Consider the following 13,564-nt stretch of genomic DNA (forward strand, 5'->3'; position numbering starts at 1 on the left):
TAAAAAATATTATTAAAGCTAGAAAAACAATTTCAACCATCTGCAAAAAATTACATATTTTGCGTGTAAAAATTATAGTCTTTTAAAATTACGCGAATAAAATCGCTATTATTTCCAGATTGATTCTTTATGCCTGTTACGCTTTCAATTTTTGCAACTAGTTTGTAAATCACTTCATGATCATTTTTGGCGGCTGCTTTTTGAAAAGTTTCTTTAATAATACGCATATCGTTGTCTGAAAGCTTAATGACCAAAGGATACGTTGGCACATAAGCTTCGCCGATTTCTTCTAAAATAGTATGGCTAATGTTAATTTTATTTTTTAAAGTAATTACAGCTGTTCCTGCCGCCATGTCGCCCAATCGCTGCGAGTTCTTACTGGTTATAACAGAAATGAGTCCAGGAAGTCCAAAAAAAGTAAAAAAATCAATTACTCTAAAAAACCATCGAATTAAATAGTCTCCAAAACCAGCCTGATAACCGTCAATTTTTACGACTTTAATTTTTAATAACTTTTTGCCAAGAGACTGTCCTTCAAAAACACTTTCTAAAACGAGCGAGTACACTATAACCGGAGAATAAAGCATTAAAAAAATCGCACCTCGTGACCAGCCATCCAAATTAACCATCAGTCGATCTAGCTGCAGCCAGTCGAAAAGAACTATAGAAAGTGCTGTTATATAACAGATTACAATAAACAAATCAATAAAAAAAGCACCTAGTCTTTCGCCGACAGAAGCAGCAATAAAATTTATTTTGACATTTTGTGTCGTATTAATAGATAATTCTGACATATTTCATATTTTAGCCTACAATGAGAGAAATCGCCTTTATAAAACAAAACAGAGAAAAATGGCTCGAGTTTGAGCTGGCAATTTTTGGTAAAGCTAAAAAAAATCCTGATGAATTAGCTAATTTGTACATTCAAATGATGAATGATTTGTCGTATGCTCAAACGTATTATCCTAAAAGTAAAACGGTTGTTTATCTTAATCATCTGGCGTCTCAGATTTATCAGAAAATTTACAAAACCAAACGTACAGACCAGAACCGCGTTATCGATTTCTTTAAAATCGAAGTACCTTTATTGGTTTACGAGTACAGAAGGTATTTGGTTTATGCTTTTACGCTATTTTTTGTCACCGTTTCAATTGGTGTTCTTTCTGCCCGCTATGATCCTGATTTTGTACGTCTCATTTTAGGCGACGAATACGTCAATATGACTTTGGCAAACATTAAAAAAGGCAATCCGATGGCTGTGTACGGTTCGGGCAGCAATTGGGGTAGTTTTATTGGCATTACTGTAAACAACCTTTTTGTAGGCGCCAAATGCTATTTTTATGGCATTTTTGTAGGTATCGGAACTTTTAATATTTTTCTTCAAAACTGTATCATGCTGGGCTCTTTTCAATATTTTTTCTATGAACAAGGCGTTTTCTGGAAAAGTGTGAGAGGAATTTGGATTCATGGTTCTATGGAAATTTTCGCCATTGTAATCGAAACTACCGCTGGATTTATTTTAGGAGCTTCTATCCTATTTCCTAAAACTTTTTCGAGATTAAATTCTTTTAAAATTGGCTTCAAAAACAGTTTCAAAATATTCTTAAGCACTTTCCCTTTCACGATAAGTGCAGGATTTTTAGAAGGTTTTATTACAAGATATTCTATTGATATGCCCAATTGGCTAAGCAGTTTTATTATCTTAGTGACGCTTGCCATAATTTCATTTTATTACTTGATTTACCCTTTTATTGTGCACAAAAAAATTTATTCTTTAACCGCCGAAAAACTTTAAGAACAAGTAATGACAAGATTATTATTTATTTTATCTTTTCTTTTGTGCTGCGGTATTTCTCAGGCTCAGGATTCTATTCCTTTAACTCCGGATCCTCCAAAAATTACTGGAATTAAATATACCGAAAAAGACATTCAAATCGATTCTAGAACTGTAGAAGCCAGACATTTTGAAAAGAATTTCAAGAAAAAATATACCGATAAAAATTTTATCTACGAATACAAAACTCCCGAAAAAAACTGGTGGGATCATTTTAAGCATTGGTTGGCTAGACAAATTTTCAATTTATTTAATTTCAGCAGTGTAAAATCGTCTCTCAGCTTTATTTCTATTTTATTTAGAATAATTGCAGTTTTGGTCGTTATTGTCTTAATTTATTTTATTGCAAGAGCTTTGACCAAACAAGAAGGAAGATGGATTTTTGGAAAAAATGCCAAAAGAACCTTATTTTATTCAGATGCTGAGAAAAACATCCATCTTTTAGATTTTGAAAAACTGATTAAAGAAAGTATTGAAGCCGGCGAAAGAAGAGTCGCAATACGATATTACTATTTATGGCTTTTGAAAGTAATGGCACAGCATCATTATATTGAATGGGATATCGAAAAAACCAATTCTGATTATTTGTACGAATTGCATAATCCTGCTCATAAAGAAGAGTTTACATATCTTTCTTATCTGTACAATTATATTTGGTACGGCGAATTTGAAATTGACGAAACAACATTCAGAAAGACTGAAAACAGATTTAAAAAAGCATTAAAAACCTTTGGTAATGGATAATAAAGTTAAAATATACATTGCTATTCTGGTTTTAATTCTCGGAATAACATTATTAGTAGACAAAGGCCAGCCAAAACCTATTGACTGGACTCCAACATATTCAGTTGATGATAAAATTCCATTCGGATTATACGTTTTTGATCAGGAAGCTGATGGACTTTTTAAACAGAAAGTAGAAAGAATTTCGACACAAACACCTTACGAATATTTGGACTCAAAATATGATGAAAATGAAAATGTTGAAACCTATAAAATAAAAGGCACTTTTATTAATATTTCTGAAGCTGAAAACATTGACGATCAGTCGATGAAAGAAATTCTATATTTTGTTTCTCACGGAAATAATGCTTTTTTAAGCATGAAAGTATTTCCTAAAGTGCTATTGGATTCTTTAAAAATTGAACTGAAAACCGATTTTATTCCCAATGACAGCACTTCGGCTTGGATAGCAAATAAAAACATAAGTCAAAAAAAATATACTTTTAATACAGGACTGAGCGATTATTTTTCGAAAATTGATACCTTAAACACAAAAGTTTTAGGCTATCAATCCACTCGTAAAAACGAAAAACAAGTTAATTTTATTGAAGTTCCGTATAAAAATGGCTATTTGTATCTGCACACACAGCCAGTGGCTTTTACCAATTATAATCTGCTGAAAAAAGACAACTATCAATATACTGAAAATCTAGTATCCTATATTCCGAAAGGAAATATTTTCTGGTACAACAAAAGTTTTAACGACAAACGAATTTCAAGTTCTCCAATGCGATATATTTGGAGTCAGCCTGCTTTGAAATCGGCTTGGTATTTAGGCATAATCGGAATTCTTATTTTTATGATTTTCAATGCAAAAAGAAAACAGCGCATCGTGCCGATTATAAAACCATTGCAGAATCTTACTGTCGATTTTACTAAAACTGTCGGAAACTTATATTATCAGGAAGGCGATCATACCAATATTATTGATAAAAAGATTATTTACTTTTTAGAAAAAATAAGAACCGATTATTTACTTGACACTACCAAATTAGATGACGATTTTATAACCAAATTGCATTATAAAACAGGAAAAGACGAGAAAGACATTCGCCATTTGGTTCAATTAATAAATGACCATAGAAACACTTATCACGGAAGTCTGGAAGAAGACCTTATCCGAATAAATGCAGCAATTGAAAAGATTTTACATTAACTAAAAATATTTGCCACAGATTAAAAAGATTAGCACAATTAACTAAAAAGCTTTTAATCAGTGGCAAAAGAAAATAAAAAACAGACCAAATTATGGACGACATCAATACAACATCAAGCGAAATCACAAACGAAAATGTGAATTTTGAAACTAGAATTAACCTAACTCCTCTTTTAGATCATGTAAACACAATAAAAAAAGAGATTGAAACAGTAATTGTAGGACAGCATAAAATGGTAGACCAGCTTTTGGTTGCCATTTTATCAAACGGTCATGTTCTTTTGGAAGGTGTTCCTGGAGTTGCCAAAACCATTACGGCTAAATTATTGGCTAAAACTCTAAATATCGGTTTCAGCAGAATCCAGTTTACACCAGATTTAATGCCTTCGGATATTTTAGGAACTTCAATCTTTAATCTGAAAAACTCAGAATTTGAATTCAAAAAAGGGCCAATTTTTTCCAATCTGATTTTAATTGACGAAATCAATCGTGCTCCAGCAAAAACCCAAGCCGCACTTTTTGAAGTAATGGAAGAACGCCAAATTACAATTGACGGTTCTGCTTATCAATTAGAAACGCCATTTTTGGTAATTGCAACGCAAAATCCAGTTGAACAAGAAGGAACTTATCGCTTGCCTGAAGCACAATTGGACCGTTTTCTTTTTAAAATTACAATCGATTATCCAAAGTTGGATGAAGAGATTTTAATCATTCAAAGAGAACATTCTTTGCAAGATCACGGAAAATTAGATGCTATAAAAACCATTCTTTCTGCTGAAGAAATCAAAGAATATCAAGGTTTGGTAAAACAAATTAGAATAGAACAAAATCTTTTGGAATACATTGCGAGAATCGTTGTAAATACACGCGAAAATGCCTTTTTATATCTAGGAGCTTCGCCTCGTGCTTCAATCGCTATTCTAAATGCTTCTAAAGGTTTTGCAGCCATTCGCGGACGCGATTTCGTAACTCCAGAAGATATAAAAGAAGCTGCAATTCCGGTTTTACAGCACCGTGTAATTGTTGCGCCAGAACGCGAAATGGAAGGTTTGACAAGTTCTGAAATCATTAAACAGATTATTGAAACGGTAGAGATTCCGAGATAATTATTAGTTGTGAATTATGAATTATAAATGATGATTGGCTAATTAACCAATTGTCTCCCTGAGCGAAGTCGAAGGGCAAACTTTAAACCTGAAACTTTAAACCTGACCCGAGGCTGAAAGCCGAACGGACGAAGTAAACAAAAACAAAGTGAAATTCATAAAAAGTCTATATCTGAACAATTTCTTTTTCTATGTGCTTATCGGTATTATAGGATTATTTATTTGTGCCTTTATTTTTCCGAATATGTACAATGCGGTTTGGCTGTTAGTCCTAGGTTTAATCACTTTTTTAGGACTTGATATTTTACTTTTGTATTTAGCCCAAACAGGTCTTGAAGCAGAAAGAATTACTCCTGAAAAATTATCAAACGGAGATTTGAATCCGATTACAATTCATTTAAAAAATCATTATTCTTTTCCTATTTCGGTTAAAATTATTGATGAAATTCCGTTTCAATTTCAAGTTCGCAACTTCAAAATCGTAAAGACGATAAAAGCAGCTTCGCAAAAAGAAATTGGTTACGATCTTCGCCCGACAGAACGTGGAGAATATCATTTTGGCGCTTTAAATATTTATGTTTCTTCGCCTTTAAGATTGATTTCGAGAAGATTTTCTTTTGATAATGATCAAATGGTTCCTACTTATCCGTCTTATATTCAATTGAGAAAATACGATCTGATTGCTTTTTCAAACAATCTCTTTCAATACGGAATCAAAAAAATACGCCGAATTGGACATACGATGGAGTTCGAACAAATTAAAGAATATGTTCAAGGCGACGATTTGCGAACGCTGAACTGGAAAGCCACTGCAAAGAGAAACTCTTTGATGGTCAATCAGTTTCAAGACGAAAAATCGCAATCGGTTTATATGGCAATCGACAAAGGACGCGTAATGCAAATGCCTTTTGACGGACTAAGTTTATTAGATTATGCTATTAATTCGGCTTTGGTTTTGTCTAATGTTATTTTGAAAAAACAAGATAAAGCTGGTCTTTTTTCTTTTTCAAAAAAGGTAGAAAATCGCGTTTTTGCAGAAAGAAGAGGCTCTCAAATGCAGAAAATCTTAGAATCACTTTATAACGTAAAAACAGATTTCTTTGAAAGCGATTACAGCAGATTGTATGTCGATATTAAGAAAAACATCAATCAGAGAAGCTTAATAATTCTCTATACCAATTTTGAAACTATGGATGGTTTAAATCGTCAATTGCCTTATTTAAAAGGAATTGCGAAGAGCCATTTATTGGTTGTTGTTTTCTTTAGCAATACAGAATTAAACAGCATTATCAATAAAAAAACAACTACTATTCAGGAAGTTTATGATAAAGTGATTGCCGAAAAATTCATGTTCGAAAAACGATTAATCGTAAACGAACTGAAGAAATACGGAATTCATTCTGTTTTAACGCAGCCAGAAAACCTGACTTTGGATGCTATCAATAAATATCTAGAAATTAAATCGAGAGGGATTTTGTAAGCACATAATCTGTTAACTTATGGTTATTTTTACAGATTAGCTTTACTGTAATTGCCATCATTAAAGTAGTTTTGAAAGAAAATAATAAAAACTTAAAAACAGATAAAACATGAAAAAAGCAATTCTATTTCTGTTCCTTTTATTAAGCATTCAAACTCAAGCACAAAAAACAGAAAACATCATTATCATCACTACCGATGGCTTTAGATGGCAAGAAGTTTTTAAAGGAGTAGATGTCGCAATTGCCAATGATAAAAAATTCAATCAAGGAGACAGCGCTTACATTTATAAAAAATACAGCAGTCCAGATATAAAAGAATCCCGCAAAAAAATAATGCCTTTTTTCTGGTCAGAAATTGCCTCGAAAGGTCAGATTTACGGAAATCGAGATTTAGGAAACAAAGTTGACGTTTCCAATCCGTATTGGTTTAGTTATCCTGGTTATAGCGAAATTATGACTGGAAATGTCGATTTAAAAGTCAATTCAAACGGTTACAAACCCAATCCGAATGTTAATGTTTTAGAGTTTTTAAATCAACAATCTAAACTGAAAGGAAAAGTTGCAGCTTTTGGAGCATGGGATGCTTTTGACAGAATTTTGAATGAAGAAAGAAGCGGTTTTCCAGTAATTTCTGCTTTTGATAAAGTGGGCGGAAACAAGCCAACTGCCACTCAAAAACTGCTTAATGAAATGCGTGACAACTCTTACAAGCCTTTTCATCAAGACGAATGTTTAGACGTTTTTACACATTATCAGGCATTAGATGAATTAAAGACGAAAAAAGCAAAAGTGCTTTATATCGCATACGGAGAAACCGACGAATGGGCGCATCACGCACAATATCGTTCGTATTTAGACGCGGCAAATCAAGTAGACAAATGGATTCAGGAAATCTGGAATTTTGCTCAAAATGATCCGCAATACAAAAACAAAACAACTTTGTTTATAACGGTAGATCACGGCCGTGGCGACAAAGTAAAATCGCAATGGACAGATCACGGTTCTGATGTTGCTGGCGCTTCTGAAATTTGGTTTGCCGCGATGGGTCCAGAAATTGCCCCAAAAGGCGAAATCAAAACCGATTCTCAGATCTACCAAAAACAATTTGCTCAAACCATAGCAAAATTTCTAGGTCACACTTTCAAAACAGATCATCCTGTAGATGAAGAAGTAAAAGCAGTTTTTGAGAAATAGTATTTTTTTTCCGCCACGAATTCACGAATTTTATTTTTACATAATTCGTGAATTCGTGGCGGAAAAAACCTTTGTCACTTTGCAACTTTGCAACTTTCAAAAAAAACTCAGTACCTTAGCGCCTTAGAAACTTAGTCGCTTTAAAAAATGAAACAAATCACTTCAATTCAAAATCCGTTTATCAAATCTTTGGTTTTACTTCAAGAAAAATCCAAAGCCAGAAAACAAACCGGAACATTTTTGATTGAAGGTTTACGCGAAATTTCATTAGCAATAAAAGGCGGTTACGAAATGGAAACGGTTATGTTTTTACCCGAATTAGTTTCTGAATCAGAAATCAACAAACTGATTCAAAATCCGTTTCAAATTATCGAAATCAATAAGGAAGTTTATCAAAAACTGGCTTATCGCGATACTACAGAAGGAATTTTAGCGGTAGCAAAAACCAAATCTTTAAAATTATCTGATTTAAAATTATCTGATAATCCGTTGATTTTGGTCGTAGAATCTTTAGAAAAACCAGGAAATATTGGAGCAGTTTTGCGTACTGCAGATGCTGCTAAATTGGATGCTGTTTTAATCGCCAATCCGAAAAGCGATCTATACAATCCCAATATTGTTCGTTCTAGCGTTGGCTGTTTGTTTACCAACCAAATTGCAACGGGAACAACTTCAGAAATTATTTCCTTTTTAAAAGAAAAAAAGATCAATTTCTACAGCGCGACTTTACAAAATTCGACTTCATATCACACACAGAACTTCACTACTCCAACAGCTTTAGTTGTGGGTACAGAAGCAACGGGTTTAACGCAAGAATGGCGTGATGCCGCAACTCAAAATATCATTATTCCGATGCAGGGCGAAATCGACAGTATGAACGTTTCTGTTGCTGCTGCGATTTTAATTTTTGAAGCAAAAAGACAGAGAGGGTTCTGATTTTAGATTTTAGATTTTAGATTTTAGATTTTAGATTTTAGATTTTAGATTTTAGATTTTAGATTTTAGATTTTAAAAATCGCTTCGCTCTTTTGGAATTTGGGATTTAAAAAATTGGAATTTATTCTTGATAAAATCTAAAATCTAAACTCTCAAATCAGCAATCTAAACCCCTTGCGTATGTGGCAACAAATTTCTATATTTAGTACTTGAACTATGCCGTTATGACAGAAATAGATATAGAAAAAGAAAACAAAGCTATTGCGCAGGAATACAAGGAATTACTACGAATAAGTTATCAGACTTTAGACACAACCGACAAAAAATTAATTCGAAAAGCTTTTGATGTTGCGGTCGATGCTCACAAAGAACAGAGACGTAAATCAGGCGAAGCGTATATCTTTCATCCTATTGCAGTTGCAAAAATTGTTGCTTCAGAAATTGGTCTGGGTGCGACCTCTATCGCTGCGGCATTATTGCACGATGTTGTTGAAGATACTCCAATGACGGTTGAAGATATTGAACGTTTGTTTAATCCGAAAGTGGCGCAATTAGTTGAAGGTCTTACCAAAATATCCTTAGTTCAAAAAGATTTGAATGCTTCGATGCAGGCAGAGAATTTTAGAAAAATGATTCTGACGCTGAATGATGATGTTCGCGTAATTCTGATCAAATTGGCCGACCGTTTGCATAATATGCAGACCATGGATTCGATGGCAGAATATAAACAAACCAAAATCGCATCTGAAACTTTATACATTTATGCGCCTTTAGCGCATCGTTTGGGACTTTACAACATTAAAACCAAACTAGAAGATTTAGGCTTAAAATATACCGAACCAGCAATTTACAACGACATTGTAAGCAAAATTCGTGAAACTAAAGAAGAGCAAGATGCTTACATCAAAGACATTTCAGATGTCTTGAAAAAATCTCTTGATAACGAAGGCGTAGATTACATCATCAAAGGCCGACCAAAATCAATTTATTCTATTCGTCGAAAAATGCGTGCTCAAAACGTAACTTTTGATGAAGTATACGACAAATTTGCGCTTAGAATTGTCTACAAAGCCGATCCGCATGAAGAAAAATTCATTGCCTGGAAAATTTATTCGATTGTAACAGACCACTATAGACCAAGTCCGAGCCGTTTGCGCGACTGGATTTCGTCACCAAAATCAACTGGTTATGAAGCGCTTCACATTACCGTAATGGGCCCAAAAGGACGCTGGGTCGAAGTGCAAGTACGAAGCGAACGTATGGACGAAATCGCTGAAAAAGGTTACGCAGCGCATTACAAATATAAAAATGGCGCAACAGAAGAAAGCGGTCTGGATACTTGGCTGAACCTGCTTCGTGAAGCTTTGGAAAATCCAGAAACCAATGCGGTTGATTTTGTCGAAGATTTCAAAATGAACTTATATTCTAAGGAAATTTTTGTCTTTACGCCAAAAGGAGAAATTAAATCGCTACCAAAGGGTGCCACTTCTCTTGATTTTGCTTTTAGCATTCACTCCGAAATTGGAATCAAAACCCGCGGAACTCGTGTAAACGGACGATTAGTGCCTCTTAACTATGAATTAAAAAGCGGTGATCAGGTTGAAGTGATTACTTCTCCAAACCAAAAACCAACCGTAAACTGGTTGGAATACGTAACGACTTCGAGAGCCAAAAATAAAATCAAAAATGTTCTTAACGAGAACACTAAAAAAATTGCGGAAGAAGGAAAAGAATTACTGATTCGAAAATTAAAACATTTAAAAGTTACATTTAACGAACAGGTTACGAACGAGTTAGTCAACTTCTTTAAACTAAAAACGAGTTTAGATTTATTTTATAGAGTTGGAATTGGTGCCATCGAAAATCAGCAGTTAAAAGATTATGCGGCGCAAAAAAGCAATACGTTTATCAATTTCTTTAAAAATAAAATTAAAAGAACCAAAGATACTGCAGACGAAGACATTCATAAACAAGTCATTAGCAGTAATTATGATATGTTGGTTTTTGGAACGGAGCATGATAAATTAGATTATAAACTTTCGCAATGCTGTAATCCAATTCCCGGTGATGATGTTTTTGGTTTTGTGACGATTAATGAAGGAATTAAAGTACATAAAAAAGATTGTCCGAACGCGATCGGAATGCAGTCAAACTATGCCTATCGCATTATGAGCGCCAAATGGATTGATTCTTCGCAAGAGGAATTCAAAGCCATTATCAACATAACCGGAATGGACGTTTTAGGTCTTACTAACCAATTGACAAAAGTAATTTCGAACAATATGAGCGTAAATATTCAAAGTATTTCATTGAGTACAGACGCTGGAATTTTTCACGGACAAGTTGCGGTAATTGTTAAAAACAATACGATTTTGAAAAAAATGATTAGCGCCATCAAGAAAATTGACGGTGTTGATAAGGTTACTAGAGAATATCGAACTTAATTATTAGAAAAGTAATTTTATTTTATGGATAATAACATAGAAATTCCTCAATTAATTTTTGACGAAAATGGAGAACTGATTATCTCCGCTTCTGATTCTTCATCAAAAAATGATTTCGATTTTTTTATTGGCAAATCTAATATTAGAAATAAAAAACTAAAAAAAAGACTTTGTAATTGTGACGAATGGATTGAATTTCCTTCTACTCAGGAAATGTACACCATTTTGCACGGAATTGGCAATATCGATAATTTTCTTGCTACTTTTGATGGAGAACCATTTGAAGGAATGACGGTAAGATTATTTAATCCGAAAACAAAATTATGGAGTATCTATTGGTCGGACTCAAATACTGGTGTTTTAGACAAGCCTGTAGTGGGTTCTTTTGAAAATAAAGTTGGACATTTTTTTTCTAAAGATGTTTTTGAGGAAAAACCCGTTATTCAAGTATTTCGATGGGATGCAAGAGACAAAAAGAATCCAATCTGGAGTCAGGCCATGTCTGATGACAAAGGAAAAACTTGGGAGTGGAACTGGTATATGTATATGTCCAAAACAAATTAAGCATTGTTAGTTTTATCATAAATTAAAATAATTATGTTAATTAAGCTAAATTAGACTTTCAAAATATTTTTGACGTAAAAGCCTGTATTTAGTGCCTTATTACTAATCAAAATCAAGTTTAAACGTTAAACTTTAAACCCGAAACTTTTATTCATTAAAAATAAAAAATTATCTTTGCCGGATATGACACTTATTTCAACTGACAACACTAAGAATCAAGAAATTGTAAAAAATGTTTTTACACTATATCTTGAACAAAAAGGGCATCGCAAAACTCCTGAGCGTTATGCTATACTTCAGGAAATTTACGATAGCGAGGAGCATTTTGATATAGAAAATCTTTATATCAAAATGAAAAACAAAAACTATCGTGTGAGTAGAGCAACTTTATACAACACGATCGAGTTATTGTTGGACTGCGCTTTGGTTAGAAAACATCAATTTGGACAAAATCAGGCTTACTACGAAAAATCATATTTTGATAAACAGCACGATCATATCATTATGACAGATTCTGGTGAGGTAATCGAATTTTGTGATCCAAGAATTCAAACCATCAAAAAGACTATCGAAGAAATTTTTGATATCGAAATCACAAATCACTCGCTTTATTTCTACGGAAACAAAAAGCAAAATTCAAATTCATAGTCTTTTCAAATTAGACTTTTCAAAAAAAATAAAAAAAGAAAATTAACTACATAATCAGTAGGGCAGCTTAGATTGCCTCAACGCAAATTAAAACAGAATGACCGTAGATTTATTACTAGGATTACAATGGGGAGATGAAGGTAAAGGAAAAATTGTTGACGTACTTACCTCAAATTACGATATTATTGCACGTTTTCAAGGAGGACCAAACGCAGGACATACGCTAGAATTTGACGGAATTAAACACGTACTAAGAACTATTCCTTCTGGAATTTTCCATAAAAACTCAGTAAATATCATCGGAAATGGTGTTGTAATTGATCCAGTAGTTTTTCAAAAAGAAATCGAAGGTTTAGAGAAATTCAATCTTGATATTAAAAGCAAATTAATCATTTCTAGAAAAGCACACTTAATTTTACCAACTCACCGTTTGCTTGACGCAGCTTCTGAAGCTTCTAAAGGAAAAGCAAAAATTGGTTCTACTCTTAAAGGAATTGGGCCAACTTACATGGACAAAACAGGTAGAAACGGTTTACGTGTTGGAGATATCGAATTAGAAGATTTCAAAGAGCGTTACAGAGCTTTGGCTGACAAACACGAAGCTATGATTGCTTTCTATGATGTTGCTATCCAATATAACTTAGCTGAATTAGAAAAAGAATTCTTTGAAGCTATTGAAGAATTAAAGAAATTAGATTTTATTGACAGTGAAGAATACATGCACCAAGCTCAAAAAGCGGGTAAATCTATTCTTTGCGAAGGTGCTCAAGGATCTTTATTAGATGTTGATTTCGGAACTTATCCTTTCGTAACTTCATCAAATACTACTGCTGCTGGAGCTTGTACAGGTTTAGGAATTGCTCCTAACAAAATCAAAGAGGTTTATGGAATTTTCAAAGCTTACGTTACACGTGTTGGTAGCGGACCTTTCCCTACGGAACTTTTTGACGAAGTGGGTGCTACAATGGCAAAAGTAGGTAACGAATTTGGTTCTGTTACAGGAAGACAAAGACGTTGTGGATGGCTAGACCTTGTCGCTTTAAAATATGCGGTTCAAGTTAATGGAGTTACGCAGTTAATGATGATGAAAGGTGATGTACTTTCTGGTTTTGAAACTTTAAAAGTTTGTACAGAATACAACTATAAAGGTCAAAACATTTCTCACTTCCCTTACAACATTGAGCCAGAAAACGTTACTCCGGTTTATAAAGAGTTTAAAGGATGGAAACAAGATTTAACAGGATTGACAACTTTTGACGAATTGCCAATTGAGCTAAAAGAATATATTGAGTTTATTGAAAAAGAAATCGAAGTGCCAATCAAAATTGTATCGGTTGGACCAGACAGAAAACAAACAATAACAAAATAATACATTTTAAACGCTCTGATAATCAGAGCGTTTTTTTTTGAAGAATATT

12 protein-coding genes are annotated in these 13,564 nt (G+C 33.5%); 11 read left to right on the top strand and 1 reads right to left on the bottom strand.

Features of this window, described 5'->3' with window-relative positions; translation table 11 throughout:
• Positions 1-50: 50 nt before the first annotated feature.
• On the bottom strand, positions 51-794 hold the full coding sequence (locus EG814_RS10000) for an RDD family protein (RefSeq protein WP_125721453.1): 744 nt from the start codon (positions 792-794) through the stop codon (positions 51-53).
• A 20-nt stretch (positions 795-814) separates the two neighbouring features.
• Here EG814_RS10000 and EG814_RS10005 point away from each other — a divergent pair, with 20 nt between their 5' ends.
• The 11 genes from EG814_RS10005 to EG814_RS10055 all read left to right on the top strand — a co-directional run bounded on the left by EG814_RS10005 (position 815) and on the right by EG814_RS10055 (position 13,515).
• Positions 815-1,795, top strand: a complete 981-nt coding sequence (locus EG814_RS10005; RefSeq protein WP_125721455.1) for a stage II sporulation protein M — start codon at positions 815-817, stop codon at positions 1,793-1,795.
• A 9-nt stretch (positions 1,796-1,804) separates the two neighbouring features.
• Positions 1,805-2,578, top strand: coding sequence for a DUF4129 domain-containing protein (locus EG814_RS10010; RefSeq protein WP_125721457.1), 774 nt, complete (start codon positions 1,805-1,807; stop codon positions 2,576-2,578).
• On the top strand, positions 2,571-3,773 hold the full coding sequence (locus EG814_RS10015; RefSeq protein ID WP_125721459.1) for a DUF4350 domain-containing protein: 1,203 nt from the start codon (positions 2,571-2,573) through the stop codon (positions 3,771-3,773). The genes EG814_RS10010 and EG814_RS10015 overlap by 8 nt, the downstream gene beginning before the upstream one ends.
• A gap of 92 nt (positions 3,774-3,865) precedes the next feature.
• Positions 3,866-4,879 carry an AAA family ATPase gene (locus EG814_RS10020; RefSeq protein ID WP_125721461.1) on the top strand — a complete coding sequence of 338 codons (1,014 nt, stop codon included), beginning with the start codon at positions 3,866-3,868 and terminating at the stop codon, positions 4,877-4,879.
• Positions 4,880-5,027: 148 nt separating this feature from the next.
• Positions 5,028-6,359, top strand: a complete 1,332-nt coding sequence (locus EG814_RS10025) for a DUF58 domain-containing protein (protein WP_125721463.1) — start codon at positions 5,028-5,030, stop codon at positions 6,357-6,359.
• A gap of 109 nt (positions 6,360-6,468) precedes the next feature.
• Positions 6,469-7,554, top strand: a complete 1,086-nt coding sequence (locus tag EG814_RS10030) for an alkaline phosphatase family protein (RefSeq protein WP_125721465.1) — start codon at positions 6,469-6,471, stop codon at positions 7,552-7,554.
• Between the two features lie 147 nt (positions 7,555-7,701).
• On the top strand, positions 7,702-8,490 hold the full coding sequence (locus EG814_RS10035; protein WP_125721466.1) for a TrmH family RNA methyltransferase: 789 nt from the start codon (positions 7,702-7,704) through the stop codon (positions 8,488-8,490).
• Between the two features lie 224 nt (positions 8,491-8,714).
• Positions 8,715-10,934 (top strand): RelA/SpoT family protein, encoded by a 2,220-nt coding sequence (locus tag EG814_RS10040; protein WP_125721468.1) that lies wholly within the window; start codon positions 8,715-8,717, stop codon positions 10,932-10,934.
• Positions 10,935-10,958: 24 nt separating this feature from the next.
• Complete coding sequence (locus EG814_RS10045) at positions 10,959-11,498, top strand: hypothetical protein (protein ID WP_125721470.1); 540 nt, start codon at positions 10,959-10,961, stop codon at positions 11,496-11,498.
• A gap of 183 nt (positions 11,499-11,681) precedes the next feature.
• Entirely contained in the window at positions 11,682-12,146 is a 465-nt protein-coding gene (locus EG814_RS10050; RefSeq protein ID WP_008462215.1) for a Fur family transcriptional regulator, read from the top strand.
• 97 nt (positions 12,147-12,243) lie between these two features.
• The gene (locus EG814_RS10055; RefSeq protein WP_125721472.1) at positions 12,244-13,515 is read left to right on the top strand and encodes an adenylosuccinate synthase; all 1,272 of its coding nucleotides are present in this window, start codon (positions 12,244-12,246) and stop codon (positions 13,513-13,515) included.
• The last annotated feature ends 49 nt before the right edge of the window (positions 13,516-13,564 follow it).

The organism is Flavobacterium ustbae, from assembly GCF_003946915.1.
Classification (GTDB): domain Bacteria; phylum Bacteroidota; class Bacteroidia; order Flavobacteriales; family Flavobacteriaceae; genus Flavobacterium; species Flavobacterium ustbae.

Bases quoted from the DNA above. Each gene is read 5' to 3' on its own strand.
- EG814_RS10000 (WP_125721453.1), bottom strand. From the start codon at position 794: ATGTCAGAATTATCTATTAATACGACACAAAATGTCAAAATAAATTTT.
- EG814_RS10045 (WP_125721470.1), top strand. From the start codon at position 10,959: ATGGATAATAACATAGAAATTCCTCAATTAATTTTTGACGAAAATGGA.
- EG814_RS10040 (WP_125721468.1), top strand. From the start codon at position 8,715: ATGACAGAAATAGATATAGAAAAAGAAAACAAAGCTATTGCGCAGGAA.
- EG814_RS10010 (WP_125721457.1), top strand. From the start codon at position 1,805: ATGACAAGATTATTATTTATTTTATCTTTTCTTTTGTGCTGCGGTATT.
- EG814_RS10005 (WP_125721455.1), top strand. From the start codon at position 815: ATGAGAGAAATCGCCTTTATAAAACAAAACAGAGAAAAATGGCTCGAG.
- EG814_RS10035 (WP_125721466.1), top strand. From the start codon at position 7,702: ATGAAACAAATCACTTCAATTCAAAATCCGTTTATCAAATCTTTGGTT.
- EG814_RS10015 (WP_125721459.1), top strand. From the start codon at position 2,571: ATGGATAATAAAGTTAAAATATACATTGCTATTCTGGTTTTAATTCTC.
- EG814_RS10050 (WP_008462215.1), top strand. From the start codon at position 11,682: ATGACACTTATTTCAACTGACAACACTAAGAATCAAGAAATTGTAAAA.
- EG814_RS10030 (WP_125721465.1), top strand. From the start codon at position 6,469: ATGAAAAAAGCAATTCTATTTCTGTTCCTTTTATTAAGCATTCAAACT.
- EG814_RS10020 (WP_125721461.1), top strand. From the start codon at position 3,866: ATGGACGACATCAATACAACATCAAGCGAAATCACAAACGAAAATGTG.
- EG814_RS10055 (WP_125721472.1), top strand. From the start codon at position 12,244: ATGACCGTAGATTTATTACTAGGATTACAATGGGGAGATGAAGGTAAA.